Annotated in this window: 20 protein-coding genes; 4 read left to right on the top strand and 16 right to left on the bottom strand. The window is 73.7% G+C overall.

Features of this window, described 5'->3' with window-relative positions; all coding sequences use genetic code 11:
• Positions 1 to 102: 102 nt before the first annotated feature.
• A complete protein-coding gene (locus ACGFS9_RS15200) occupies positions 103 to 522 on the bottom strand; it encodes a DUF6325 family protein (protein ID WP_393253491.1) in 420 nt (139 codons plus the stop codon).
• A 257-nt stretch (positions 523 to 779) separates the two neighbouring features.
• On the opposite strand from ACGFS9_RS15200, the gene ACGFS9_RS15195 reads away from it, so the two are divergent.
• Both ACGFS9_RS15195 and ACGFS9_RS15190 read left to right on the top strand, forming a co-directional pair.
• Positions 780 to 2,198 (top strand): DUF2252 domain-containing protein, encoded by a 1,419-nt coding sequence (locus ACGFS9_RS15195; protein WP_393253425.1) that lies wholly within the window; start codon positions 780 to 782, stop codon positions 2,196 to 2,198.
• 67 nt (positions 2,199 to 2,265) lie between these two features.
• Positions 2,266 to 4,095: a glycoside hydrolase family 15 protein gene (locus tag ACGFS9_RS15190; protein ID WP_393253423.1), complete on the top strand. Its 1,830-nt coding sequence runs from the start codon at positions 2,266 to 2,268 to the stop codon at positions 4,093 to 4,095.
• On the opposite strand, the gene ACGFS9_RS15185 is transcribed toward ACGFS9_RS15190, so the two are convergent.
• The 5 genes from ACGFS9_RS15185 to ACGFS9_RS15165 all read right to left on the bottom strand — a co-directional run bounded on the left by ACGFS9_RS15185 (position 4,034) and on the right by ACGFS9_RS15165 (position 10,934).
• Positions 4,034 to 5,350: a chloride channel protein gene (locus ACGFS9_RS15185; protein WP_393253422.1), complete on the bottom strand. Its 1,317-nt coding sequence runs from the start codon at positions 5,348 to 5,350 to the stop codon at positions 4,034 to 4,036. The genes ACGFS9_RS15190 and ACGFS9_RS15185 overlap by 62 nt on opposite strands.
• Positions 5,351 to 5,693: 343 nt before the next feature.
• Positions 5,694 to 6,176 (bottom strand): methylated-DNA--[protein]-cysteine S-methyltransferase, encoded by a 483-nt coding sequence (locus ACGFS9_RS15180; RefSeq protein WP_393253421.1) that lies wholly within the window; start codon positions 6,174 to 6,176, stop codon positions 5,694 to 5,696.
• A gap of 83 nt (positions 6,177 to 6,259) precedes the next feature.
• Positions 6,260 to 7,747 (bottom strand): AlkA N-terminal domain-containing protein, encoded by a 1,488-nt coding sequence (locus ACGFS9_RS15175; RefSeq protein WP_393253420.1) that lies wholly within the window; start codon positions 7,745 to 7,747, stop codon positions 6,260 to 6,262.
• 602 nt (positions 7,748 to 8,349) lie between these two features.
• Positions 8,350 to 9,255, bottom strand: coding sequence for a lysylphosphatidylglycerol synthase domain-containing protein (locus tag ACGFS9_RS15170; protein WP_393253489.1), 906 nt, complete (start codon positions 9,253 to 9,255; stop codon positions 8,350 to 8,352).
• A gap of 167 nt (positions 9,256 to 9,422) precedes the next feature.
• Positions 9,423 to 10,934 (bottom strand): hypothetical protein, encoded by a 1,512-nt coding sequence (locus ACGFS9_RS15165; RefSeq protein ID WP_393253419.1) that lies wholly within the window; start codon positions 10,932 to 10,934, stop codon positions 9,423 to 9,425.
• Positions 10,935 to 11,167: 233 nt separating this feature from the next.
• Between ACGFS9_RS15165 and ACGFS9_RS15160 the strand changes: the two genes are divergently transcribed.
• Positions 11,168 to 11,569, top strand: coding sequence for a BlaI/MecI/CopY family transcriptional regulator (locus tag ACGFS9_RS15160; protein WP_393253418.1), 402 nt, complete (start codon positions 11,168 to 11,170; stop codon positions 11,567 to 11,569).
• 282 nt (positions 11,570 to 11,851) lie between these two features.
• Here ACGFS9_RS15160 and ACGFS9_RS15155 read toward each other — a convergent pair whose 3' ends face one another.
• From ACGFS9_RS15155 to ACGFS9_RS15135, 5 genes are all read right to left on the bottom strand, one after another.
• Positions 11,852 to 12,358 (bottom strand): O-acetyl-ADP-ribose deacetylase, encoded by a 507-nt coding sequence (locus ACGFS9_RS15155; RefSeq protein ID WP_393253417.1) that lies wholly within the window; start codon positions 12,356 to 12,358, stop codon positions 11,852 to 11,854.
• Complete coding sequence (locus ACGFS9_RS15150; RefSeq protein WP_393253416.1) at positions 12,355 to 13,761, bottom strand: phytoene desaturase family protein; 1,407 nt, start codon at positions 13,759 to 13,761, stop codon at positions 12,355 to 12,357. The genes ACGFS9_RS15155 and ACGFS9_RS15150 overlap by 4 nt, the downstream gene beginning before the upstream one ends.
• A gap of 191 nt (positions 13,762 to 13,952) precedes the next feature.
• Positions 13,953 to 14,819, bottom strand: a complete 867-nt coding sequence (locus ACGFS9_RS15145; protein ID WP_393253415.1) for an inositol monophosphatase family protein — start codon at positions 14,817 to 14,819, stop codon at positions 13,953 to 13,955.
• A gap of 107 nt (positions 14,820 to 14,926) precedes the next feature.
• The gene (locus ACGFS9_RS15140) at positions 14,927 to 16,729 is read right to left on the bottom strand and encodes a gamma-glutamyltransferase family protein (protein ID WP_393253414.1); all 1,803 of its coding nucleotides are present in this window, start codon (positions 16,727 to 16,729) and stop codon (positions 14,927 to 14,929) included.
• A 64-nt stretch (positions 16,730 to 16,793) separates the two neighbouring features.
• Positions 16,794 to 17,432, bottom strand: coding sequence for a DUF4232 domain-containing protein (locus ACGFS9_RS15135; protein WP_393253487.1), 639 nt, complete (start codon positions 17,430 to 17,432; stop codon positions 16,794 to 16,796).
• Between the two features lie 342 nt (positions 17,433 to 17,774).
• On the opposite strand from ACGFS9_RS15135, the gene ACGFS9_RS15130 reads away from it, so the two are divergent.
• Positions 17,775 to 18,446: a hypothetical protein gene (locus tag ACGFS9_RS15130; RefSeq protein WP_393253413.1), complete on the top strand. Its 672-nt coding sequence runs from the start codon at positions 17,775 to 17,777 to the stop codon at positions 18,444 to 18,446.
• 358 nt (positions 18,447 to 18,804) lie between these two features.
• On the opposite strand, the gene ACGFS9_RS15125 is transcribed toward ACGFS9_RS15130, so the two are convergent.
• From ACGFS9_RS15125 to ACGFS9_RS15105, 5 genes are all read right to left on the bottom strand, one after another.
• Positions 18,805 to 19,827 carry a TIGR03842 family LLM class F420-dependent oxidoreductase gene (locus tag ACGFS9_RS15125; RefSeq protein ID WP_393253412.1) on the bottom strand — a complete coding sequence of 341 codons (1,023 nt, stop codon included), beginning with the start codon at positions 19,825 to 19,827 and terminating at the stop codon, positions 18,805 to 18,807.
• Positions 19,828 to 19,845: 18 nt separating this feature from the next.
• Positions 19,846 to 21,246 (bottom strand): dihydropyrimidinase, encoded by a 1,401-nt coding sequence (gene hydA / locus ACGFS9_RS15120; protein WP_393253411.1) that lies wholly within the window; start codon positions 21,244 to 21,246, stop codon positions 19,846 to 19,848.
• 92 nt (positions 21,247 to 21,338) lie between these two features.
• On the bottom strand, positions 21,339 to 22,622 hold the full coding sequence (locus ACGFS9_RS15115; RefSeq protein ID WP_393253409.1) for an aspartate aminotransferase family protein: 1,284 nt from the start codon (positions 22,620 to 22,622) through the stop codon (positions 21,339 to 21,341).
• A complete protein-coding gene (locus ACGFS9_RS15110; RefSeq protein WP_393253408.1) occupies positions 22,619 to 23,461 on the bottom strand; it encodes a nitrilase-related carbon-nitrogen hydrolase in 843 nt (280 codons plus the stop codon). The genes ACGFS9_RS15115 and ACGFS9_RS15110 overlap by 4 nt, the downstream gene beginning before the upstream one ends.
• Before the next feature lie 250 nt (positions 23,462 to 23,711).
• Positions 23,712 to 25,079 carry a hypothetical protein gene (locus tag ACGFS9_RS15105; protein WP_393253406.1) on the bottom strand — a complete coding sequence of 456 codons (1,368 nt, stop codon included), beginning with the start codon at positions 25,077 to 25,079 and terminating at the stop codon, positions 23,712 to 23,714.
• Positions 25,080 to 25,108 lie beyond the last annotated feature (29 nt).

Below are 25,108 nucleotides of genomic sequence, written 5' to 3'. Positions count from 1 at the left end.
GCCCCCCGGGGTTGCGGGCGGGGGGCCCCCGCGCGGGGGGGGGCGCGCGGGGCCCCCCCGCCCCCGGCGCCCCCCACGTCCGTCACACGGGGCGGGCGCGCGTCACCCGGCCTCCGTCGCGTCGAGGGCGGCGAGTACGGCGGGCACGGGGATGCGCCCGGAGGCGACCAGCTGGGCGCCGCCGCGCCGCAGGGCGGTGGCGAACGGGGCGGCCCACAGGTTCTCGTAGACGAGGATGCCCGCGGAGTTGCCGGGCTCCAGGGCCCGGCCGGCCTCGGCGATGTCGTCCTCGCCCAGCAGTCCGGAGGAGACGCCGTCGAAGACGGACAGGTCCAGCGCCCCGTCTCCGGTCAGGTCGGCGATCTCCAGCCCGGCCACCGAACCGTCCTCCTCCTTCTTCACGAACAGGAGGTCGAGGATGCGGATGAGTCCGCGGTCCACGAGATCGACCAGCAGGGGAAACCCCTCGCCCGTCATCCGGCTGCCGGGAAACTCGATGACCACGTAGTCGATCGGTCCCATCTCGACAAAATCGTCTTCGCTCACGGCTGCATCCCTGGGTGGTCGGTCGCGGAAGTCCCCCCTCGATTCCCCTCCATTGCAGCACCGGACCGATGCCGACGCACGTTCACGCGGCGCCCGCCGCGCGGCCCGCCGGCACCGGCGGGCCGCGCCCGACTCGCCGGACATATCACCCGGCACTACCGTGAGGGACGGGGGCCGGGCACCTTTGATTCCGACCTGCGGGCCCGGACCGCGACCTTGGGACGGTGGCCGGTATGACGCCCGAACATCCGGCCGACGGCCGGACCCCGCACCGCACTCCGAAGGAGCGGGCAGCGCTCGGCAAGGCCGCCCGCGCCTCCGCTCCCCGCTCCGGGCACGCCGACTTCACGCCCTCGCCGAAGCGGCCCGACCCGGTGGACGTCATCGAGGAGCAGTCGGCGAACCGGCTGCCCGAACTCGTGCCGATCCGCTACGGCAGGATGACGGAATCTCCCTTCCGCTTCTACCGGGGCGCCGCCGCCATCATGGCCCGCGACCTCGCCGACACGCCCCGGTCCGGCATCAGGACCCAACTGTGCGGCGACGCGCACCTGTTGAACTTCCGTCTGCTGGCTTCCCCGGAACGCCGGCTGATGTTCGACATCAACGACTTCGACGAGACCCTGCCCGGCCCGTGGGAGTGGGACGTCAAACGGCTGTCCGCCAGCCTCGTCATCGCGGGCCGGGCCAACGGCTTCGGCACCAAGGAGCGGGCCGGCATCGTCCGGGCCACCGTGCGCTCCTACCGCGTGTGGATGCGCCGCTTCGCGGAGTTGGGCAACCTGCCCGTCTGGTACACCCGGTTCGACGAGGACTGGGTCCGCACGCACTTCGCGGGCGAGCTCAGCGAGCGGGCCCGCACCCGCTGGTCGCAGTCCGCCGCCAAGGCCCGCACCCGCGACAGCGCCCAGGCCTTCGGCAAGCTCACCCACGTCGTCGACGGCCGCGCCCGCATCATCTCGGACCCGCCGCTGGTCACCCCGCTCGACGAACTGCTTCCCGACGTCGAACGCGACGCGCTGGAAACCCAGTTCCGCCGGCTGATCGGCTCCTACGGCCGCAGCCTGAACTCCGACCGCCGGTTCCTGCTGGAGCAGTACCGGGTCGCCGACGTGGCCCGCAAGGTCGTCGGCGTCGGCAGCGTGGGAACCCGCTGCTGGATCATCCTGCTGCTGGGCCGGGACGACGGCGATCCGCTGCTCCTCCAGGCCAAGGAGGCCGACGAGTCGGTGCTCGCGCCGTTCGCGGGCGCCAGCAGGTACCCGACGCAGGGCGAGCGGGTGGTCTCCGGGCAGCGGCTCATGCAGGCCACCAGCGACATCTTCCTCGGCTGGGAGCGGGTCGACGGCATCGACGGCCGCCGACGGGACTTCTACCTGCGGCAGTTGAGGGACTGGAAGGGCATCGCACAGCCCGAGGCGATGGTCCCCTCCGGCATGCGGGCCTTCGGCGAACTGTGCGGGGCGACCCTCGCCCGCGCGCACGCGCGCTCCGGCGACCGCATCGCGATCGCCTCCTACCTCGGCGGCGGCGACGTCTTCGACCGGGCGCTGGTGACGTTCGCGGAACGCTACGCCGACCAGAACGAACGCGACCACCAGGCACTCGTCGACGCCGTCCGCTCCGGCCGGGTCCGGGCCGAGGCGGCCTGACCGCGACGCCCCGGGGGCGCGTCCCGGCTCCACGGCCCCCGCGGCGCCGCACGACAAGGAGACCAGCATGGACCGCTATCCGCCCATCGCCGACCACGGTCTCATCGGGGACCTCCAGACCGCCGCCCTCGTGTCGTCGCACGGCGTGGTCGACTGGTTCGCGGCGCCCCGCTTCGACTCCCCCAGCATCTTCGCCGCCCTCCTGGACCACGAGGGCGGCGGCTACTTCCGGCTCGCGCCCGAACATCCCGAGGGCACCTGGAAGCAGTTGTACTACCCCGACACCGCCCTGCTGGTGACCCGCTTCCTGTCCCCGGACGGCGTGGGCGAGGTCCTCGACCACATGCCGGTCGTCACCGACCGGACGCCCACGGACCGGCACCGTCTGGTGCGCGTCGTGCGCTGCGTGCGCGGCACCGTGCACTTCACCCTGGAGTGCCGGCCCCGCTTCGACTACGCGCGCACCGGCCACGAACTCGAACTCGGCACGGACACCGCCACGTTCCGGGCGCCGGGCACCACCGCCCACCTCCAGGGAGGCATCCCCCTCGAACGCGACGGCCAGGACGTGCGGGGCGGCATCACCCTGCGCAACGGGGAGACGGCGGGCGTCGTGTTCACGGTGTGCGGCCAGGACAGTGCGGCGCCCCCGGCGCCCACCGTCGAGGCGATCACCGAGGAGGTGTGGGACAACGTCGACTTCTGGCAGCGGTGGGTGCGCACCTCCACCTACCACGGCCGGTGGCTGGAGATGGTGCACCGCTCGGCGATCACCCTCAAACTCCTCACCTACGCCCCGACCGGAGCCCCGGTCGCCGCCGCCACCATGGGGCTGCCCGAGCAGGTCGGCGGCGAACGCAACTGGGACTACCGCTACACCTGGGTGCGCGACGGCTCGCTGTCGGTGCGCGCGCTCCTCGACCTCGGACACGTGGAGGAGGCGACCCGGTTCACCCACTGGCTGGGCGAACGCTTCGCCGACCGGGCCGGAACCGCGGGCGAACCGCTGCAGATCATGTACCGGGTCGACGGCGACCCGAACCTGACGGAGGAGATCCTGGAACACTTCGAGGGCTACCGGAACTCCTATCCCGTCCGCGCGGGCAACGCCGCCGCGGACCAGTTGCAGCTCGACATCTACGGCGAGGCGCTGTACGCCCTGGCGCAGGGCCGCGAGATCGGCGAGCAGGCCGGCTACCACGGCTGGAAGGGCCTGGCCCGCACGCTGGACTGGCTCGCCGACTCCTGGGACCGGCCCGACGAGGGCATCTGGGAGACCCGCGGCGGACGCCGGGACTTCACCTACAGCCGGGTGATGTGCTGGGCGGCCTTCGACCGGGGGCTGCGCCTGGCCGCCGACTTCAGCAGGCCGGCCGACACCCGGCGCTGGACGCAGGCCCGCGACGCCATCCTCGAACAGGTCATGGAACGGGGCTGGAGCGACAAGGAGCAGGCCCTCGTGCAGCACTACGACGGCGACGTCCTCGACGCCTCGCTGCTGCTGGCGCCCCGGGTCGGCTTCATCTCGCCGCGCAGCCCCGGATGGCTGTCCACCCTCGACGCCATGGAACGCGTCCTGGTGTCGGACAGCCTGGTCTACCGCTACGACCCGCAGGCCTCCCCCGACGGACTGCGCGGCGGCGAGGGGACGTTCAGCCTCTGCACCTTCCTGTACGTCGACGCGCTCGCCCGCGCGGGGCGGCTCCCCCAGGCCCGCTACGCCTTCGAGAAGATGCAGACGTACGCCAACCACGTGGGCCTGTTCGCGGAGGAGATCGGCCCGAGCGGCGAGCAGCTCGGCAACGTCCCGCAGGCGTTCACCCACCTGTCCCTGATCATGGCCGCGACGACGCTGGACGAGTCCCTGGACCGCGCTTTCGAGGCGCGGCCGGCTTGAACGGCGGGATGTCGGGCCCCTGCGGCAGGAGTTCGACGGTGACGAAGGAGACGACCGCGGCGAGGACGATCACCGGGACGGTCCCCGAGTTGCCGACCATGAGGACCACCAGCACCACGCAGCTGACGGGGAGCCGGAGCGCCGCGGCGGAGGCGGCGGCCATGCCGGCCGCCATCGCGGGCACCACACCGAATCCCGGGAGCGGCGCGAGCAGCGCCCCGGTGGCACCGCCGAGGAACAGCGCGGGGAAGACCGGGCCTCCGCGCAGGCTGCCCAGGCACAGCGCGTAGGCGACCGCCTTGAGCAGCACCACGGCGACCAGGCTGCCGACCGACCAGGCGTGCGGGTCGCCGGCGAGCTGCTCCAGGGTGCTCTGCCCCGACAGCGCGACCTCGGACGGGGAGCGCCCGGTGATCCCCGCGTACAGGGCCGCGCAGCCGGCCGCGCCGAGCGCGCACAGCACCGTGGTGCGCAGGATGTGCGCGGACACGGCGCGGGCGACGATCCGACCGCCGACGATCACCCAGTGGACGCCGACGCCGATGGCGAGGGCCATGAGCACCGACCAGACGACGTCCCCGGTGTCGAGGCTGGGCGGTGCGGGCAGCCCGACCTTCAGGGACCCGGTCTTCAGCCCGGTCCAGTCGCCGAACCCGGTGAACACGATCGCGCCGACGCCGCTGGAGAGCAGGGCCGGGAGCATCACGGCGAACAGCTGGGCCCCGCCGACGCCGGCGACCTCCATCAGCAGGACGGCTCCGACGAGCGGGCTGCCGAAGATCGCCGAGATCGCCGCCGCGGCGCCGGCGGCGCCGAGCAGCGCCGTGCCGGCCTTGGTCGCGGGAGCCCGCAGCAGGTCCCGGAAGAACAGCGCGAGCCCGCCGCCGAGCGCGATCAGCGGTGCCTCGGGGCCGAGGACGGCCCCCAGCGGGAGGCTGGCCAGGGCCGCGAGGACGACTCCGGGGAGCGCGGACGGGGAGGCACCGCCGGCGTGCAGGCCGGCGGCAGGGATGTGCCCGCCGCGGCCGGGCAGCCGCGCCACCACCAGGGCGACGGCGAGACCGGACAGGAGTGCCGGGGGGAGCGGCCACCACCAGGGAGGGTCGCTCCAGCCGAGGTGGTGCGGCCAGTCCACCCAGAGCAGGTTCTCCAGTTCGTGCAGCAGGACCAGGAACCAGAACGCCACGAGGGAGACCGGCACGCCGATCAGCCCGGAGAACACCAGCGCCTTGCGGTACTCGGGCCGGCGCAGCATGGCCCTCAGCTGCTCGGCCTCCCCGGGCTGGTTCCCCGGGGCGGACGGGTTCGGTTCCGCGCGTCCGGCCGGGGCGTCCTGCGCGGCCCCGGGGGACGAGGGGGTGGTGTCGCCGGGCCGTCCGCCGCGAGCGGACGCGGCGTCCCCGGAGTTCGGTTCGGCGATGGCTGCGCTCCCAGTCCGCTCGGATTCCTTGACCCGGTAGGGGCGCGAGCGTAGCCAAGCCGTTCCCTGCGGCCGCCGAGGTCGGTGTGCGACACCCCGAATCCCACCTGGCCGGCCGCATTGCCGCCGCGGGCCGCGCCGCCGTGGCCCGTCGGGGGCGCCGGTGGCGGGGCGGCGGTCAGAACAGGGCCGCTCCGCTCTCGAAGTCCAGCAGGCGCTGTTTGCGGTCCAGGCCGCCGCCGTAGCCGGTGAGTGCGCCGTCGGCGCCGACCACGCGGTGGCAGGGCACGATGATGCCGACGGGGTTCCTGCCGTTGGCGAGTCCGACGGCGCGGGAGGCGCCGGGGTTGCCGAGGGCTTCGGCGAGTTCGCCGTAGGTGCGGGTCCGGCCGTAGGGGATGGCCTGGAGCTGCTTCCAGACGGCGCGCTGGAACGGTGTTCCCGTCAGCCGCAGGGGAACCGTGAACCGCCGGGACTCGCCGGCGAAGTACGCGTCCAGTTGTTCCGTCACCTCGCCGAGGATCGTGTCGTCGCGCTCCCCGAAGGTCTCCTGCGCGGGCCGGTGCCGCTGGCCGGCCATGTAGAGGCCCGCCAGGACGCCGTCGTCGGCGACGAGGGTGAGGGGCCCGTAGGGGCTGTCGATGACGTGGTGCCGTTTCACCGGGGTTCCTTGCTCCGTGGTGGTGGCCGGGGACGGCCGGGCGGGCCGAGCCGGGGGCGCGGGCGGGGATGCCCGCACGGGTGTCAGGCGGGCAGGACGTTGACCGGGTGGTCGGCCGTCGCCCACAGGTACTGGACGGCGTAGGCCCGCCAGGGCCGCCAGGCGGCGGCCCTGGCGGTGAGCGCCGCGGGCGTGGACGGCAGGCCGAGGTCGCGCGCGGCGTGCCGGATTCCGAGGTCGGTGGGCAGGAAGGCGTCCGGGTCGCCGAGCGCCCGCATCGCGATCACCTCGACCGTCCACGGCCCGAACCCGGGCAGGGCGAGCAGCCGCTGCCGGACCTCGGTCCAGTCGCTCTCCACCCCCAGGTGGAGGCGTTCGCCGGCGAGTTCCGCCACGACGGTGGTGAAGGTGGTCCGGCGGCTGCGGGGCAGCGCGAGCGAGGCGGGGTCGAGCGAGGCGAGCGCGGCGGGTGTGGGGAAGAGGTGGGTGAGGCCGCCCTCGGGGTCGTCCACACGGTCGCCGTGCGCGGTGACCAGGCGGGCGGCGTGGGTGCGGGCCGCGGCCGTGGAGACCTGCTGCCCCAGTACGGCCCGCAGGGCGAACTCGGCCTCGTCGACGGTCCGCGGCACCCGGCGTCCGGGCGCCTTGTCGACGAGGGGCGCGAGCAGCGGGTCCGCCCGCAGCCGGTCGTCGACGGCGACGGGGTCGGCGTCCAGGTCGAGCAGGCGGCGGCAGCGGCTGACCGCGACGGGCAGGTCGCGCGGATCGCCGAGCGCGAGCCGGCACGCGACGTGGTCGGGCATCGGCGTCAGGGCGACGATGCCGTGCCCGTACGGCAGGCGCAGGGTCCGCCGGTAGGCGCCGTCGCGCCACTCCTCCACCCCGGGGACGGCGGTGGCGGCGAGGTGCCCGAAGAGGTTGTCGGGATGGAGCGGGGCGCGGAAGGGGAGGCGGAGGTTCAAGGTGCCGGGCGCGGGCGCCGCAGCGGGGGGCCGTCCGGGCAGGCGGGCTCGCAGGGCGCTCGGCGGCAGGGCGAACACCTCGCGGACGGTGTCGTTGAAGGCGCGGATCGAGGAGAAGCCGGCGGCGAAGGCGATCTCGGCCATCGGCAGCCGCGTCGTCTCGACGAGCAGCCGGGCGGTCCGGGCGCGCCGGGCGCGGGCGAGCGCGAGGGGCCCGGCGCCCAGTTCGGCGAGCAGCTGCCGTTCGATCTGGCGGGTGCTGTAGCCGAGGCGGGCGGCCAGGCCGGTCACGCCCTCGCGGTCGACGACACCGTCGTCGACCAGCCGCAGGGCGCGGGCGACCAGGTCGGCGCGGTGGTTCCACTCGGGCGACCCGGGGCTGGTGTCGGGCCGGCAGCGTTTGCAGGCCCGGAAACCGGCCTGCTGGCAGGCCGCCGCGCTCGGGTGGAAGACCATGTTCTGCGGCTTCGGCGGGACGACCGGACAGCTCGGCCGGCAGTAGATCCCGGTGGTGGTGACCGCGGTGAAGAACCATCCGTCGAAGCGCGCGTCCTTCGACCGGACGGCGCGCGCACAGCGCTCGGTGTCCAGGTGCATCCCGTTCGACATGGCTCCAGCATCGGTCACCGGGCGGGGCCGGGCTGGCGGGAATCCGACATCTGCCTTCGGCGGGCCGCGCCGGGTGCGGCACGGCGCGGGGGCTCGCACGCGGGTGGATCGCGCCCGTGCGCGCGGCGTGGTGCGGGGCGGGTCTGCGCCGGGAACGGGCCGTCTCGCGGGCGGCGGCCCCGGGCGGGGCGGCCCGGGCGCGGCACACGTCCGGGAGCAGGCGCGGCGCGATCGCGTGGGTGACCGGGGCGTGGGTGCCCGGCGGCAGGCGGCCCGGAGCCGCACACGTGACCAGGGCCGAGGCGGCGGGGAGCCGGGCCCCGGCCGAGGGCGCTCCCCGGCCGGGCGCCCCGCGCACCGGAAGCAGGCGGGCCCGGCTGCCGGGAGCAGCGCGTGCCCGAGCAGGCGCGCCGTGTGCCGGGAGCCGCACGTACCCGAAGGCGAGCCCGTACGCCGGGAGACGCACATGCCCGAAGCGGCCGTGCCCGCTCGCCAGGCACCCCACGGACCCGAAGGCGAGCCCGCGCGCCGGGAACCGCACGTACCCGGAGCAGGCGAGCCCGCGCCCCAGGGGCCGCGCGTACCGGGGGCGTCGTGTCGTGTCACACGACGCGGCGCCGGATCAGCGCTCCGAGGGTCAGCAGTCCGGGCACCAGGGGGAGCCAGCTGGTCAGGAGCCGGTATCCGAGGACCGTGGACGCCGCGGCGCTCGGGGGCGCGCCCGCGAGGATGAGGGCGAGGGCCAGGGCGGCGTCGAGCGAGCCGACGACGCCGGGAGTGGGCAGCAGGACGGCGGCGCTGCTCGCGGCGAGGAAGGCGAGCGCGGCCCGAGCGGGCGGCAGCGGCAGGCCGACGGCCTGGGTGACGGCGACGACGACGGCGCAGTGCAGGGCGGGGGAGGCGAGGGAGCCGCCCCACAGGGCGGCTGCCCGTGCGGGCCGTTCGTGCACGGCCCGCACGTCGGCCAGCAGGCGCCGCAGGGCGCGGCGGGCCGGTGCGGTCAGCAGGACGGCGGTGCCGGCCGCCAGGACGACGGCGGCGGTGCAGCCGGCCATCGTCCACGCGTCCGCCGTCACCCGGGGGATCCGGAGCGCGCCGGGGCAGGTCAGGCCGAGCAGGGCGATCAGGCAGCCGCGCGAGACGGCGCCGGCACCGCCCTTGACGGCCAGCGCGGTGGCGGCGCGCGGGACGGGCAGCCCGCAGCGGGTCAGGAAGCGCAGGTTGACGGCGCTCGCTCCGAACCCGGAGGGCAGCACGTGGTTGGCGGAGGCGGCGGCGAACTGCACGGCGAGCAGCCGCCCTCGGGGTAACGGCGTCGTCGTCGCGCCCTGCTGGGCCAGTGCCGAGGCGGCCCAGGTCCCGCCGGCCGCGGTGGCGGCGACCAGCAGCCAGCCCGGGTCGGCGCCCGCGAGGCGGCCGGCGCCCGCGGCGACGGCGGGCCAGTGCCGGTGGGCGAGCCAGCCGGCGCATGCCAGCACGAGGAGGGAGATCCCGGCCTGCCAGGGGATGTGCCTCGCGGCGCGCCGCGAGGTGCCCGGTCCGGGCGCCGGGCGGGCCGGGTCCGGGGCGGCGGGCGGCGCGGGGGTGACGGTGGCGGGTGTGCCGCCGCCGTCCGTCCGGGTGCCGCCCGCCGACCGTGGCGGCGGCGACGGGGGCGGGGCGGCGGGCGGGAGGGTCACGGGGCCCGGCTCGCGGTGCGGGGGGACACGTAGACGTCGAGGCCGCCCGCCCGGTGCGGGGTCCACGCGCGGGCGTAGGAGGGCGGGGGCTTGCCCGGGGCGGTGACGACGGCGAAGGGCAGGGTGCGGGCGGCGCGGGCCAGGCCCTGTGCGGTGGTGTTGGCGTTGTGTCCGCTGGAGGCGAGGGCGGCGCAGCGGGCGTAGAAGGCGACGGGGATGGCCTGGTGGCCGGTCAGCCGGCAGGGGGGCCGTACGCCGAGCCGGTGGAGTTCGGCCGCGGTCGCCGCCCAGCCCCGGTGCGCGTCCGTGGTGCGGCGCACGGTGTCCTGCAGGACGGCGAACTGGACGGCGAGGTGGGCGGCGAGGGCGAGGGCGACCAGGGTCGCGGCCACCGGGCGCACGGCCCCGCCGGGGCGGGTGGCCAGGCGGACGACGACGTCGGCGACGGGGATCGCGAGGAGGGCGTAGGCGGGCAGCAGGAAGCGCGGGGCGGCGTATCCGATCATGAAGAGGTAGGGCAGTGCGGCGGTCGCCGCGCACGCGACGAGCAGCACGGTCGCCGCGGGGCGCCGGGCACGGACGGCGAGGACGACGGCCAGGGCGGCGGCCAGCGGCAGCGCGAACCACCACAGCGTCGTCGCCGGGCCCGGCAGGTCTCCGGCGCACGGCCGGCACAGGGCCCGCCCGCCGAGACTGCGGGCCTGGTCGAGGACGGCGATGTTCCAGCCGAGGCCGCCCTGGATGCGGGAGGCGTCGGCGAGCCGCTGCCCGAGGCCGCCGTAGCCGGTGTACGCCTCGACGACCCACTGGGCGCCGCCCGCCAGCAGGCCCGCGGCGAGGACCAGGACGGGCCGCAGCCGCCGCAGGCGCGGGACGGCCGCGGCGGCGACCGGCAGCGGCAGGGTCGCCCAGACGGCGTCGGTGGGACGCATCAGCGTCATCAGCGCGGCGCTCAGGCCGAGTCCCCACAGCGCACGCCGGTCGGCCGGGTCCGCGGCGGCGCGCAGGAAGCAGCCGGCGCACGCCAGCGCGCCGACGGCGACCCAGTAGTTGGGCATGGCCTGCGGGCCGTAGAAGAGGGTCACCCACAGGCTCGCGAAGAGGGCGCCCGCGACGGCGAGCACGCGTGCGGGGAACAGTCCGCGCCACGCCCGCAGGGCCACGAACAGCGCGAGTCCGGACAGGACGGCGAGATACACCCGCAGTACGGCCGTCGACGAGGACCAGGCGGCGATCGGCGCCACCAGCACGGACACGCCGCGGGCGCGCGGGGCGCTGAAGAAGGCCGCCGGGGCGTGCCCGGACACCTGGCCGACGTAGACCGTCTCGTCCCAGCCCAGCCCCATCGACGGTGTGACGAGGAAGAGTTGGGCGAGGGTGAAGGCGACCGCGACGAGGGCGGCCGGTGCCGTGCCGGTGGGGTGCGGGCGCGGTGCGGGCGGGGCGGGGGCGGTGGCCGGTCCGCGTCGCCGGGCACCGAGCAGGGGCACGTTCTGGGTCCTGGGCATCGCCCTCCCTTCAGCCCTACACACCGTAGGGTCAGGCCGCACCGCGCTCCATCCGGACCGGGTAAGAGTCAGGGAAATATGCGACAAGCTATCGCGCACCGCCACAAGTCGCCGGGCAGGACGGGCAACCGGGCGAGCCCCTCGACACCCGCCCCCACCGGGCCGCCCACCCCGCCCCCGCACCGCGCCCCGGCCGAACCGCCGGCGCCCCTACGCGCTGTAAGGTGAGGGGCATGGCTGGGACGGGCCCCGACAGACCACCCCGACGGCGCAGTGCGGGCATGCTGGAGAGCGAGGTGCTCGCCGCCCTGTGGGCCACCGACAGCGCGCTCACCCCGGCGGAGATCCAGACACGGATCGACGGCCCCCTCGCCTACAACACCGTGCACACCATCCTCAAACGCCTCTACGACAAAGGGCTCGTGCTGCGCGACGTGGACGGCCGGCGCGGCGCCTACCGGCCCGTCAAGAACGCGGCCGAACTGACCGCCGCCGCCATGCGCGAGGCCCTCGACCGCGGCCCCGACCCGATCGCCGCCCTCCAGCACTTCGTGACCGCGCTCAGCCCCCGCGAGGAGGAAGCCCTGCGCGGCCTCCTGCACGGCGACGAACCACCCGGGCCGGCGCCCGCCTGAGCCCCGGCCCGGCCCCGCCACCCGCACCGTCCCCCGCGCCGCCCTCCGGTACGGTCACGCCCATGACAGTGCCCGAGGCCGACCGCCCCGCCCGCGAGCACCCCGCGACCGTCCGCCTCGCCACCGGAGTCCGCCCCGGCGCCGTCATCGCCGCGGCCACACCGCACCCCCGTCTCCGACCACCGGCCCCTCGTCGTCGACCTCCACCTCCGACCCCGCCCCGCCGGCGCCCACTCCCCGGCTCCCGACGGCCCCGGCCGCCACCCCCGACCGGCGCGGACGTCACAGCCGCGCCGCGAACGCCGCGTACGCCGCCTCGTCGAACAACACGAACCGCACCTCTTCCACCCCGGTCCTCGCCGCGCGCACCGTCTCCACCGCGATCCGCGCCGCGTCGTCCACCGGCCAGCCGTAGATGCCCGCGGACACCGCCGGGAAGGCGACCGTGCGGGCGCCCAACTCGTCGGCGACCCGCAGCGACTCCCGGTAGCACGACACGAGCAGCTCCGAGCGGTCCTCGTCCCGGGCCCACCGCGGGCCGACCGTGTGGATCACCCAGCGTGCGTCCAGCTCCCCCGCCGTGGTGGCGACCGCCCCGCCGGTCGCCAGTCCCCGGCCCAGATGGCCCGCACGCAGCCGGCGGCAGTCCGCGAGGATCGCGGGGCCACCCCGCCGGTGGATCGCCCCGTCCACCCCGCCGCCGCCCAGCAGCGAGGAGTTCGCCGCGTTCACCAGCGCATCGGCGCTCTGCCGGGTGATGTCCCCGAGCACCAGCGTGATCAGCGTCATGACCGCAGCCTCCTCCACACGGCCTTCGCCGCGTTGTGACCCGACATGCCGTGCACCCCCGGCCCCGGCGGCGTGGCCGACGAGCACAGGAACACCGCCGGATGCGGCGTGCGGTACGGGAACGCCGACAGCCGCGGCCGCAACAGCAGTTGCAGACCGGACGCCGCCCCGCAGGCGATGTCACCTCCCACGTAGTTGGCGTCCCGGGCCGCCAACTCGGGCGGGCCCGCGGTCGCCCGCGCCAGGACCCGGTCACGGAAGCCCGGCGCGAACCGCTCCACCTGCCGCTCGATCGACTCCGTCAGATCCCCGGTCCACCCGTTGGGCACATGACCGTACGCCCAGAACACCTGCCGGCCCGCCGGGGCCCGCGACGGATCCACGACACTCGGCTGCACGGTGATCAGGAACGGCGCCTCGGGCGCCCGCCCCTCACGCGACGCCGCCCGCAGCGCCCGGCTGATCTCCGCCCGGCCCGCCCCCACCTGCACCGTCCCCGCCTCCCGCGCCTCCGGCGCCGTCCACGGCACCGGACCGTCCAGCGCGTAGTCGACCTTGAAGACACCCGCCCCGTACCGGTAGCCCTCGCAGTACCGGCCCAGCCCGGCGATCCGCGCCAGAGCCGTCGGCGAGGTGTCGAACACATACGCCCGCGCCGGCGGCAGATCGTCCAGCCGCTTCACCTCGAAATCCGTGTGCACCGCGCCGCCGAGATCCACCAGATACGCCGCCAGCGCGTCCGACACCGCCTGCGACCCCCCGCGCGCCACCGGCCACCCCCGGGCATGCGCGGCCAGCGCGAACACCAGCCCCACCGCGCCCGTGCCGATCCCCCCGAGCGGCGCGATGACATGCGCCACCAGCCCCGCGAACAACGCCTGCGCCCGCTCCTCGCGGAAACGGCGCATCAGCCACGTCGACGGCGGCAGCCCCGCCAGCCCGAACCGGGCCAGCGTCACCGGGTCCCGGGGCAGCGAACTCAGCGGCAGCGACATGAAGTCCCGCGCCAGCGTGTCCCACTTCGCCAGGAACGGCGTCACCAGCCGCCGGTAGGCACCCGCGTCACGCGGCCCGAACGAAGCCGCCGTCTCGGCCACCGACCGCGCCAGCACCGCCGCCGAACCGTCGAGGAAGGGATGCGCCATCGGCAGCCGCGCGTGCAGCCACTCCAGCCCGTACCGCTCCAGCGGCATCGCGCGGAACGCCGGCGAGTTCACCCCCAGCGGATGCGCCGCCGCACACGGATCGTGCCGGAACCCCGGAAGCGTCAGCTCCTCGGTCCGCGCACCCCCGCCCACCGTGCCCCGCGCCTCGAACACGGCCACGGAGAACCCCCTGCGGGCCAGCTCCACGGCCGCCGTCAGACCGTTCGGCCCCGCACCCACCACAACCGCATCGAGCATCGACGGCACCTTCGGACTCCTTCGTCAGCCGGCGGCCACTGACGTTCAGGATATGCCGCCGGCCTGACACCCCCACGGGCCCGACCGCCGCACACCCCCGCGCCACCCCGGCCGCCGCACCCCCTCCGGCCACTCCCACGGACCGACCGGCCCGCCGGGACAACCCGGCCCCGCGGCTCCCGCGCCCCGCCTCAGGCCCCCGACGCCACCCGGCCGGACGACGCCGCCAGCAGCTCCACCACCCGACGGGCCGTCGCCTCGTCACGGGCCGCCGTGAACGGCAGCGCGTTCCCCCCGGTCACCCGGAACGGCTCACCCCCGACCGTCAGATGAGCGCCCCCCGCCTCCTCCACCAGCAGCAGCCCCGCCGCGTGATCCCACGCCGCCTCCCACGAGAACGCCGTCGCATCCAACTCCCCGCGCGCCACCGCCAGATACTCCAGACCCGCAGACCCGCACGGGCGCGCCACGACCCCCTCCACCCGCAAGCCCAGCAGCGCACGCTTCTGCTCGTCCGTCGTGTAGTCCGGGTGCGAGGTGGCGACATCCAGATCACGGCCCGGCACCGGTTCACCGGACCTCAACGGCACCCCGTCCAGCACCGCGCCCCCGCCCCGTATCGCGGTCGCGAACTCCTCCCGCGCCGGCGCGTACGTCCACGACGCGCGCACCACGCCGTCCAGCACCAGCGCCACCAGCGTGCAGAACCCCGGGTCGCCGTGCACAAACTGCCGCGTCCCGTCGACCGGGTCGACGATCCAGACCGGCGCCGAACCCCCGATCGCGCCGTACCGCGCGGGGTCCGCGTGCACCGCCTCCTCCCCCACCACGACCGAACCGGGCAGCAGCGCGGCCAGCGCCCCGGTCAGGAACTCCTCGGCCTTCCGGTCGGCATCCGTCACCAGGTCGTGCGGCCCGGACTTCTGGTCGATCTCGTGCGCCGCCAACTGCCGGAACCGGGGCATGATCTCGGCCGCGGCCGCCCGCCGGACCACTTCCTCCACGTCGGACGCACGGTGCGCGAGAAACTCGTCGATGGTTTCGATGTCTTCGATCATGGCTCCATGACAGCACGCCCCACTGACAATCCCCGCCCCACCCGGGTACTCCGGGTGGAATCCCCATGAATTCCCGGTGCCGGCGACACCTCTCCCACGACGGACGGTCACCGGCCCACCGCATACCCCTGCATCCCCCGCGCGTCGGCCGCCGCCGACAGCACCCCCGTCTCGGGATCCCGGGCGACCGCGCACAACCGCCCCTCCGTCCACGCCCCCGCGACCGTCACCGCATGACCCCGGGCCCGCAACTCCTCCACCACCCCCGCGTCCATCCGTGACTCCACCGTCAGCGACCCCGGACGCATCCCCCGCGGAAAGAACGACCCCGGAAAACCGTCGGTGTGCCAGCCCGGAGCATCGAACGCCCCCTGAAGATCCAGCCCACCCCGCACCCGGGACCGCCCCGCCACCGACAGGAGGAACTGCATCTGCCACTGATCCTGCTGATCACCGCCCGGCGTACCGAACGCCAGCACCGGCACCCCGTCCCGCAACGCCAGCGACGGCGTCAGCGTCGTACGCGGCCGCCGCCCCGGCACCAGCGCATTCGGCAGCCCCTCCTCCAGCCACGCCATCTGAAGCCGCGTCCCCAGCGGGAAACCCAGCTCCGGCACCACCGGATTGGACTGCAGCCAGCCGCCGCTCGGCGTCGCCGCCACCATGTTCCCCCAGCGGTCCACCACGTCCACATGGCACGTGTCGCCCCGCGTCCCCCCGTCCGCCCCCACCGTCGGCTCCCCCGCCCCCGGCAGCCCCGGCAGCCCCGGCGCACCGAAACCCGCCTCCCCCGACGCCACCGCCCGCGCGTACGCGCTCAACCGCGGCTCCCGCCCGCCCGGACGCCCCGGCCGCAGCACCGTCGACGCCCGCTCCCCCACCAGCGCCCGCCGGCCCGCGTTGTACCCCTCCGACAGCAGCTCACCGAGCGGCACCCCCGGCACATCCCCGTACCAGGCCTCCCGGTCCGCCATCGCGAGCTTGCAGCCCTCCACCAGCAGATGCACGTACGCCGCCGACCCGTACGCGGGCAACTCCCGCGGAAGCAGCGCCAACTGCTGCAACAGCACCGGCCCCTGACTCCACGGACCCGCCTTGCACAGCGTCCAGCCCCTCCAGTCGAACGTCACCGGATCCTCGTACGTCGCCGACCAGCCCGCCAGATCCGCCGCCCCCAGCACCCCCGCGTGCCGCTCCCCGCTCGTGTCCAGCGTCGGCCGCCCCGCCTGCCGCACCAGCGCCCGCGCCACGAACCCCGAACGCCACACCTCCCGCGCCGCGTCGATCTCCGCCACCCGGCTCCCCGCACCCGCGACCTCGTCCAGCAGCCGCCGCCACGTCGCCGCCAGCACCGGATTGCGGAACAACTCCCCCGGCCGCGGCGCCCGGCCCCCCGGCAGATACACCTCCGCCGACGACGTCCACTCCGTCTCGAACAGCTCCCGCACGGCCTCCACCGTCTGCCCGACACGCTCCACGGGCGCGTGCCCGTCCTCCGCGTACCCAACGGCGTACTTCAGGACCTGCGCGAGCGTCCGGGTGCCGTGATCGCGCAGCAGCACCATCCACGCGTCGAACGCCCCCGGCACCGCGGCGGCCAGCGGCCCCGTCCCCGGGACCAGGTCCAGACCGAGCCCCCGGTAGTGCGCGACCGTCGCGCCCGCCGGCGCCACACCCTGCCCGCACAGCACCCGCACCGCGCCGCCCGCCGGAGCGAGGAGCACCGGAACCTCTCCCGCCGGACCGTTCAGATGCGGCTCGACGACATGCAGCACGAAACCGGCCGCCACCGCCGCGTCGAAGGCGTTCCCGCCGTCCTCCAGGACCGCCATCGCCGACTGCGAGGCCAGCCAGTGCGTCGAGGACACCATCCCGAAGGTGCCCTGAAGCGTCGGACGCGTCGTGAACATGCCTGCCACCCCACTCCACGGAAGAATCAACTCCGCTTTCGACTATGGCACTTGCCGCCCACGATCAGTCCGCCCGCCGCCACGCCCCCACACCCAGCGTGTTGCGCGGACCGATGTCCCACGCGTCCTCCAACCGCAGCGTGACCACCGCCCCGTCGGCCCCCGGGGCCACCCGCAGAGCGACCCCGTCCTCGGCGGCCATCCGCCAGTACAACCCCGCACTGGCGCGCTCGCCCGGCGCCAGCGTGAACGGCTTCGCGTCCGGATCCCGGGGCGCCATCGGAACCTCGTCCGTCCCCGCCACCACCCGCACACCCCCGATCGGCGCACCCCGAGGACCCAGCACCGCGGCGACTCGCGGACGGCCGTCCAGCTCGTAGGGCCGGCTCCCGCAGTTGGTGAGCGTCAGCGTCATCGCCCGCAGCCCCATCGCCGCGTTGACCGGCCCCGCCCCGAACCGCAGCCCCGACGCCGGACACCCCGCACCCGCACCCGACGGCGCGGTCGGCGGAACACCCGGCGGTTCGATCCGCAGCGGACCCGATCCCTCCGTCCCCACCGCACGCGGATCAGGCACCGGCGCAGCCGTGCGCACCGGATCACGCTCACGATCCAGCTCCGCCGACACCCCGCACCCGCTCACGACCGCCGTCACCAGACAGACGGCCACCACCGGACCCACCCCACCGCCCCACGGACGCATTCCGACCATCGGCCGATCATGACACGCCCACCCCGCACCCGCCCCGAGACCACCCGACGACACCAACCGGACCACCGGACACCCCGGCGCGCACGCCCCGTTGGGGACAGGCCCCACCATCCCGACACCCCCGCACACGACCCCTCCCACCCCGCCCGACACAGGACCCGAAAAGCACCGATCACCCCACTTCGCCCACCGATCCGCCACCCCGGGACCGGCACCGTCACCACCCGAGCACGGAGCGAGTTGGCACTTCCCCACCACAGGGACTCGTGTGACACTGGCGTCCCGTCCGCAGTGCGGACCCGCCTCCGCACCGTCCCCCACGAGAAGTGCGCCTTGCGTTCTCTTCCCCTGCCGCTCGCGCTCACCGCGCGCCTCCTGCCCGTCGCCGTGCTCGCCGCAGCCGGCTGGGCACTCGCCGCCGACCCCTTCACCGCGGCCCCCACCGCCCAGCACGACCCGGCACCGGACCGACCCGCCACCTCCGCACCGGCGCCCTCGGCTTCCGCCGCGGCCGGGAAGACCTACACCGCCTCCCCCGCACCCTGCGCCGGCCTGCCCGTCGCCTCGATCAAGAGCCTCGTCCCCGGAGCCAAGACCGCCGGCCAGGAGATCGCCTCCACCGACAAGTCACTGCGCCGCACCTGCTCCTGGAACGCCCTCAAGGACTTCGACTACCGCTGGCTCGACGTCTCGTACGAGATCAAGGACTCCGACGCCTCCGCCCGGAAGGCCTACGACGACCGCGTCGCCGACAAGAGCGGCGGCGGACCCGTCCCCGGCCTCGGCGACTCCGCCTACTCCGTCGTCAACCTCACCACCGAGGACAAGCAGCAGACCCGCGAAGGCGTCGTCATCGCCCAGGTCTCCAACGCCCTGGTGGTCGTCACCTACAACGGCAGCGACTTCGAGTCCAAGAAGGCCCCCGGCACCGACGAGATCAACAAGGGCGCGATCAAGGCCGCCAAGGACGCCGTCAACACCCTGAAGAACGGCCGGAAGGCCTGACCGGCCAGGCGGGGAGAGCTGATCGCAGCCCCGGGGACGCAGGTGGCGAGCGTCCCCGTCATCCGGCCGGTTCCGTGCGGGGCGATGTCGGAGAAGCGCAACTCCCGGAGGGCCAAGGCGGGTCGTCACGGACAGCCTCGGGACCTGGGCCGGGCCGGCTGCCGGAAGGACCGTTTCCGCCCCGGGCAGGCCCATCACAGAAGGGTGTCAGGGGGCCGAGCGGAGGAGGCGTCCTGCGGGGCGCGCGCGGAAGAGCCCTGAACCCCTTCCCGGGACGGCGGGAAGGGGCGAACCGGGGGTGGGCCTGGAAGCACCGGTGAGGAGAATCAGCTGCCGGCTGTCAGGTGACAGACCTCCATCATTGCCCGTTGACGCCGGGAATGACCGTCTTGCCGTAGGCGTCGATGGTGGCTTCCTGGGCGTCGTGCATGTCGTACACGGCGAACTGGTCGACTCCCAGTTCGCGCAGGGCGTTCAGCTTCTCGATGTGGCGTTCGGCGGGACCGATCAGGCAGAACCGGTCGATGATCTCGTCCGGAACGAAGGCGGTGTCGGGGTTGTCGGCCCGTCCGTGGTGTGAGTAGTCGTAGCCTTCGCGGGCCTTGATGTAGTCGGTGAGTTCGTCGGGGACGGCGCCGGAGTGTTCGCCGTATTTGGAGACGAGGTCGGCGACGTGGTTGCCGACCATGCCGCCGAACCAGCGGCATTGGTCGCGGGCGTGAGCGAGCGCCGCGGGTGAGTCGTCCTCGGTGATGTAGGCGGGGGCGGCGACGCAGATGGTGACGTCGGCGGGGTCGCGTCCGGCGTCGGCGGCGGCGGTCTTGACGGCTTTGACCATGTACTCGGTGAGGTAGAGGTCGGCGAGTTGGAGGATGAAGCCGTCGGCTTCCTCTCCGGTCATTTTGAGTGCCTTGGGGCCGTAGGCGGCCATCCAGACGGGCAGGTGGGCGCCGGGGGTGACCCAGGGGAGGCGGATGACGGTGCCGCCGAGGTCCGCTTCGTCGCCGCGGGCGAGGGCGCGGATGACTTTCATGGCGCCGCTGATGCGGGCGAGGGTGTTGGGTTTGCGGCCGGCGACGCGCATGGCGGAGTCGCCGCGGCCGATGCCGCAGACGGTGCGGTTGCCGTACATGTCGTTGAGGGTGGCGAAGGTGGAGGCGGTGACTTCCCAGGTGCGGGTGCCGGGGTTGGTGACCATCGGGCCGACGGTGAGTCTCTCGGTGTGGGCGAGGATCTGGCTGTAGATGACGAAGGGTTCCTGCCACAGGACGGCCGAGTCGAAGGTCCATCCGTAGGTGAAGCCGTTGGCTTCGGCGCGTCGCATGAGGTCGACGACGCGGGAGGCCGGGGGGTCTGTCTGCAGGACGAGTCCGAAGTCCATGGCGCCGCTCCTGGTCGCTCAGAGGAGGTACTGGCAGGTGGAGCGGGGGGTGTAGACGCCGTGGCCGGCGCGTCCGGTGAACTCCCGCTCGGTGATGACGGGTACGCCGCGGGAGAGCACGGTCTGGACCTGGCCGGTGACGCGTTTGCCCTCGTAGGCGGAGTAGTCGACGTTCATGTGGTGGGTCTCGGCCGAAATCGTCTGTTCGGCGTGGGGGTCGTAGATGACGATGTCGGCGTCGGCGCCGGGGGCGATGGTGCCCTTCTTGGGATAGAGGCCGAACATGCGTGCGGGGGTGGCGCAGGCGATCTCGATCCAGCGGCGGCGGGTGATGTGTCCGTCGAGGACGGCCTGGTGGAGGAGGTCCATGCGGTTCTCGACGCCGGGCAGCCCGTTGGGGATCTTGGAGAAGTCGCCGCGGCCGAGTTCCTTCTGGCCGGTGAAGCAGAAGGGGCAGTGGTCGGTGGAGACGACCTGGAGGTCGTTGGTGCGCAGTCCGCGCCAGAGGGCGGCTTGGTGTTCCTTGGGGCGCAGGGGGGTGCTGCAGACGTATTTGGCGCCTTCGAAGTCGGGTTCGGCGAGGTTGTCCGTCGACAGGAAGAGGTATTGGGGGCAGGTTTCGCCGAAGACGTTGAGTCCTTCGTCACGGGCGTGGGCGATTTCGGCGAGGGCCTGGGTGGCGGAGACGTGGACGACGTAGAGGGGTGCGCCGGCTACTTGGGCGAGTTTGACGGCGCGGTGGGTGGCTTCGGCTTCGAGGAGGGCTTTGCGGACTTCGCCGTGGTGGCGGGGGTCGGTTTCGCCGCGGGCGAGGGCTTGTTCGACGAGGACGTCGATGGCGATGCCGTTCTCGGCGTGCATCATGATGAGCCCGCCGTTGTCGGCGGAGCGTTGCATGGCGCGCAGGATCTGGCCGTCGTCGCTGTAGAAGACGCCGGGGTAGGCCATGAACTGCTTGAAGGAGGTGACTCCTTCCTGGACGAGCAGGTCCATTTCCTTGAGCGTGTTGTCGTTGACGTCGGAGACGATCATGTGGAATCCGTAGTCGATGGCGCAGGTGCCGTCGGCTTTGGCGTTCCAGGTGTCGAGTCCTTCGCGGAGGGAGTGGCCGACGCTTTGGACGGCGAAGTCGATGATGGTGGTGGTGCCTCCCCAGGCGGCGGCTCGGGTGCCGGTTTCGAAGGTGTCGGAGGCGAAGGTGCCGCCGAAGGGGAGTTCCATGTGGGTGTGGGCGTCGACGCCGCCCGGGATGACGTATTTGCCGGTGGCGTCGATGGTGTGGTCGGCGGTCCAGGTCTGGGTGGTGGGGGTGCCGGTGGTGGCGAGGGCGGCGATGCGGCCGTCCTCGATCAGGACGTCGGCGTGGGTCTCGTCTGATGCGGTGATGACGAGTCCGCCACGGATGACGGTTCGGCTCATGCTCCCTCTCCTTCCGGTGGTGCGGGTCGGGGGTGGTGTGGGGGTGGGTGTGTCGGGGGGTGGGTGTGTCGGGGGGGGTGGGGGTGGTGGGGTTATGAAGCTGTGGCGAGGGCGTGTTCGAGGATGGCGGCGCCTTGTTCGGCTTCGGCGACGGTGAGGGTGAGGGGTGGTGCGATGCGCAGGACGCTGGTGTTGTGGCCCCCGCCTTTGCCGATGAGGAGTCCTTCGCGGCGGGCTGCTTCGAGGACGGCTGCGGCTGCTCGGGGGTCGGCGTGGTCGGTGCCGGGTTGGACGAGTTCGATGCCGATCATGAGGCCGCGGCCGCGGACTTCGCGGACGGCGGGGTGGTGGGCGGTGATGGCGCGGAGGCGTTCGATGAGGAGGCCGCCGACGCGTCGGGCGTTGCCTTGGAGGTCGTGTTCGAGGAGGTGGGTGAGGTTGGCGAGTCCGGCGGCCATGGTGATGGGTGAGCCGCCGAAGGTGGAGATGGAGTTGGCGTCGAGGGTGTTCATGATGTCGGCGCGGGCGACGACGCCGCCGATGGACATGCCGTTTCCGATGCCTTTGGCGAAGGTGAGGATGTCGGGTGGGCCGGAGGCGGCGTGGGCCTGCCAGCCCCAGAAGTGGTCGCCGGTGCGTCCCCAGCCGGTTTGGACTTCGTCGGCGATCCAGAGGATGCCGTGTTGGTTGAGGACGTCGCGGAAGGCGGCGTAGAGGCCGTCTGGGGGTGCGGTGAAGCCGCCGACGCCTTGGATGGGTTCGGCGATGAGGGCGGCGGGGCTGCGGGTGTGGCCGAGGAGGTCCTGGAGGTCGGCGACGCAGGCGTTGATGAAGGCGGTGTCGTCGAGGTGGGCGTAGGGGCCGCGGGTGCGGACGCCGCCGTGGACGTAGAGGGTTTGGAGGGGTGAGAGGGAGGTGGGTGACCAGTTGGTGTTGCCGGTGATGCCGACGGAGCTGAAGGAGCGGCCGTGGTAGCTGTTGCGCATGGCGAGGATCTGGTTGCTGCGCCGGTGGGTGGTGGCGAGGAGGAGGGCGGTGTCGTTGGCTTCGGTGCCGGAGGTGGTGAAGAAGACGCGGGCGTCGGGGATGCCGGAGAGTTGGGCGATGCGTTCGGCGAGTTCGACCATCGGCCGGTTGAGGTAGAGGGTCGAGGTGTGGATGATGCGGCCGGCTTGTTCGGTGACGGCTTTGGTGACGTCGGGGAGGGCGTGGGCGGTCATCGTGGTGAGGATGCCGCCGAAGAAGTCGAGGTATTTGTTGCCGTCGGCGTCCCAGACGTGGCGTCCTTCGCCGTGGGTGATTTCGATGGGCCGGTCGTAGTAGAGGGTGAGCCAGTCGGGGAGGACGGCTTGGTGGCGGGTGTGGAGGTCGGTCACGGCTGCACCAGGCCTTCGTAGGCGTCGGGGCGGCGGTCGCGGTAGAAGGCCCATTGTTGGCGGACTTCTTCGATGAGGTCGAAGTCGAGGTCGCGGACGACGAGTTCCTCGGTTTTGTCGCTGGCGGGTTCGCCGACGAGTTGGCCGCGGGGGTCGACGAAGTAGGAGGTGCCGTAGAAGTCGTTGTCGCCGTATTCCTCTTGGCCGACGCGGTTGATGGCGGCGATGAAGTATTCGTTGGCGACGGCCGCGGCGGGTTGTTCGAGTTGCCAGAGGTGGGCGGAGAGGCCGCGGGAGGTGGCGGAGGGGTTGTAGACGAGTTGGGCGCCGTTGAGGCCGAGTTGGCGCCAGCCTTCGGGGAAGTGGCGGTCGTAGCAGATGTAGACGCCGATTTTGCCGACGGCGGTGTCGAAGACGGGCCAGCCGAGGTTTCCGGGCTTGAAGTAGTACTTCTCCCAGAAGCCCTTGACCTGGGGGATGTGGTGCTTGCGGTATTTGCCGAGGTAGGTGCCGTCGGCGTCGATGACGGCGGCGGTGTTGTAGTAGAAGCCGGTCTGTTCGATCTCGAAGACGGGGACGATGACGACCATGCCGGTTTCGCGGGCGAGGTCGCGCATGCGGGTGACGGTGGGGCCGTCGGGGACGGGTTCGGCCCAGTCGTAGTGTTCGGGTTCCTGGACTTGGCAGAAGTAGGGGGCGTTGAAGACTTCCTGGAATCCGATGACCTGGGCGCCTTGGCGGGCTGCCTCGCGGGCGTGTTCCTCGTGCTTGGCGATCATGGATGCGGTGTCGCCGGTCCAGGTGGCCTGGACGAGGGCGGCGCGGACGACGTTGGCCATGAACTGCTCCTTCGACGGGACGTCAGAGAGCCTCTACGCCCGTAGACACAGGCGGTAGAGGCTCGAAGGTAAGCCCCTTGGGGGGCGTTGCCAAGACCGTCGTCGTTACCCCGCTGAGTCGATCACGTTTCCCACTCTCCCGGGTGAAGGACGGGGCGGGTGGCCGTGCGGTTGGGGCCGTTCGGTGGATGCGCGCGGGTGGTGGCGGGGTGCGCGGGTGAGGGCGTGCGGGGGCTGCCGGGTGGGGTGGTCAGGTGGTGTGTCCGGCGACGCGCAGGGCGTGGACGAGGTCCCAGTGGGTTTCGTCGGAGATGGTGCGGGCCGCGTCGAGGAGGAGGGGGACGAGGCGGTGGGGGTCGGGCTGGGCGCTGCGGGCGGCTTCCTCGGGGGTGCGGACGCGGAGGTAGGCGTCGAGGAGTGCGGCGAGTTCGCGGTGGCGGCCTTGGTCGGCGAGGGCGAGGGCGGTGCTGCCGATCTCCGGGGCGGGGCGGGCGACGCCCTGGCGGAGCAGTTGGTGGCCGTCGGTGGTGCGGCCGGCGGTGGTGAGGGCGTCGGCGGCGGCGACGAGGTGGTCGGCGGGGAGTGAGGCGGCTTCCCACAGGAGGGTGGTCCAGTCGGCGTCGAGTCCGTGGCGGTGGAGTTCGGCGGCGAGGTGGGGGAAGCGGGCGGCGGGCCAGTGGGCGGCTTCGGCGAGCAGGGCGTGTGCTTCGCCGCTGTGGCCCTGGCCGCGGAGCCGGGTGAGGGTGGCGACGGCTTGTGCGGTGTGGTGGCGGGTGTCGTCGTCGGGTGGGGTGGCGTGGGTGGGGCGGCCGGGTGGGGGTGGGGGATGTTCGGCGGCGCCGGCGAAGCGGGCGCCGCGGGGTGTGGGGTGGCCGGGTGCGGTCGGGGTGGGGTGGGCGGGTGTGGTGTCGGGTGTGGGGGTGGGTTCGGTGTCGGGTGCGGTCATGCCGGCGAAGCGGGCGCTGCCTCGGGTGCGGCGTTTGCGTTGCGCGGTGGGCCGCTCCCGGGTGGGGGGTTCGGGTGGGGTGGGTGGCCGGGGGTCGTCGCCGGGGGTGGTGGGGGTGTGTTGGGGGCTGGGTGCGGGGTGGGCTGCCGGTGGGGGTGGGGTGGGGTGGTGGTCGAGGCGGTTGATGCGGTGGCGCAGTTCGGTGCAGCGGGCGGTGGCGCGGGCGTGGTCGTCGTGGGCCCAGGCGAGGTCGAGGCGGAGGGTCTCGGTGTCGTGGTGGGTGGTGGCGGTGTGGAGGAGGCGGGTGAGTTCGGCCTGTCGTTCGGCGGCGTAGCGTTGTTCGCGGAGCATGACGTCGAGGCGGTCGCGGAGGGTGTCGCGGGCGCCGGGGCGGGCGTCGTGGGCGGCGAGTGAGGCGTGGTGCAGGGTGCGGGCGTGGTCGGTCTCCTGGGCGGTGGCCTGGTCGCCGTGTTCGGCGGCGAGGTCGTGCAGGAGTGCCTGGACGACGTCCCAGGGGGGTGTTTCCCAGCCGTCGAGGCAGGCGCGCATGCCGTCGGGGTCGCGTTGCCAGAAGATTCCGCACCAGCCGCCGCCTTGGTCGAGCCGTTGCATCAGCCCGTTGAGGTAGCTTGCGAACTCCCTTGCGGCTTGTGGGAGTTGTTCTACCGTCATCACTCAACTCCCGCCCGACTGGAGTGCTC

The sequence above is a fragment of the Streptomyces sp. NPDC048566 genome (assembly GCF_043199735.1).
Lineage (GTDB): Bacteria > Actinomycetota > Actinomycetes > Streptomycetales > Streptomycetaceae > Streptomyces.
Note: the sequence above shows the minus strand (reverse complement) of the source record. Positions and strands in the feature narration are given on the sequence as shown.

What these genes read in the sequence shown, in the direction of transcription:
- ACGFS9_RS15200 (WP_393253491.1), bottom strand. Translation starts at nt 522, where the DNA reads ATGGGACCGATCGACTACGTGGTCATCGAGTTTCCCGGCAGCCGGATG.
- ACGFS9_RS15195 (WP_393253425.1), top strand. Translation starts at nt 780, where the DNA reads ATGACGCCCGAACATCCGGCCGACGGCCGGACCCCGCACCGCACTCCG.
- ACGFS9_RS15190 (WP_393253423.1), top strand. Translation starts at nt 2,266, where the DNA reads ATGGACCGCTATCCGCCCATCGCCGACCACGGTCTCATCGGGGACCTC.
- ACGFS9_RS15185 (WP_393253422.1), bottom strand. Translation starts at nt 5,350, where the DNA reads ATGCTGCGCCGGCCCGAGTACCGCAAGGCGCTGGTGTTCTCCGGGCTG.
- ACGFS9_RS15175 (WP_393253420.1), bottom strand. Translation starts at nt 7,747, where the DNA reads ATGTCGAACGGGATGCACCTGGACACCGAGCGCTGTGCGCGCGCCGTC.
- ACGFS9_RS15165 (WP_393253419.1), bottom strand. Translation starts at nt 10,934, where the DNA reads ATGCCCAGGACCCAGAACGTGCCCCTGCTCGGTGCCCGGCGACGCGGA.
- ACGFS9_RS15160 (WP_393253418.1), top strand. Translation starts at nt 11,168, where the DNA reads ATGGCTGGGACGGGCCCCGACAGACCACCCCGACGGCGCAGTGCGGGC.
- ACGFS9_RS15155 (WP_393253417.1), bottom strand. Translation starts at nt 12,358, where the DNA reads ATGACGCTGATCACGCTGGTGCTCGGGGACATCACCCGGCAGAGCGCC.
- ACGFS9_RS15150 (WP_393253416.1), bottom strand. Translation starts at nt 13,761, where the DNA reads ATGCTCGATGCGGTTGTGGTGGGTGCGGGGCCGAACGGTCTGACGGCG.
- ACGFS9_RS15145 (WP_393253415.1), bottom strand. Translation starts at nt 14,819, where the DNA reads ATGATCGAAGACATCGAAACCATCGACGAGTTTCTCGCGCACCGTGCG.
- ACGFS9_RS15140 (WP_393253414.1), bottom strand. Translation starts at nt 16,729, where the DNA reads ATGTTCACGACGCGTCCGACGCTTCAGGGCACCTTCGGGATGGTGTCC.
- ACGFS9_RS15135 (WP_393253487.1), bottom strand. Translation starts at nt 17,432, where the DNA reads ATGCGTCCGTGGGGCGGTGGGGTGGGTCCGGTGGTGGCCGTCTGTCTG.
- ACGFS9_RS15125 (WP_393253412.1), bottom strand. Translation starts at nt 19,827, where the DNA reads ATGGACTTCGGACTCGTCCTGCAGACAGACCCCCCGGCCTCCCGCGTC.
- hydA (WP_393253411.1), bottom strand. Translation starts at nt 21,246, where the DNA reads ATGAGCCGAACCGTCATCCGTGGCGGACTCGTCATCACCGCATCAGAC.
- ACGFS9_RS15110 (WP_393253408.1), bottom strand. Translation starts at nt 23,461, where the DNA reads ATGGCCAACGTCGTCCGCGCCGCCCTCGTCCAGGCCACCTGGACCGGC.
- ACGFS9_RS15105 (WP_393253406.1), bottom strand. Translation starts at nt 25,079, where the DNA reads ATGACGGTAGAACAACTCCCACAAGCCGCAAGGGAGTTCGCAAGCTAC.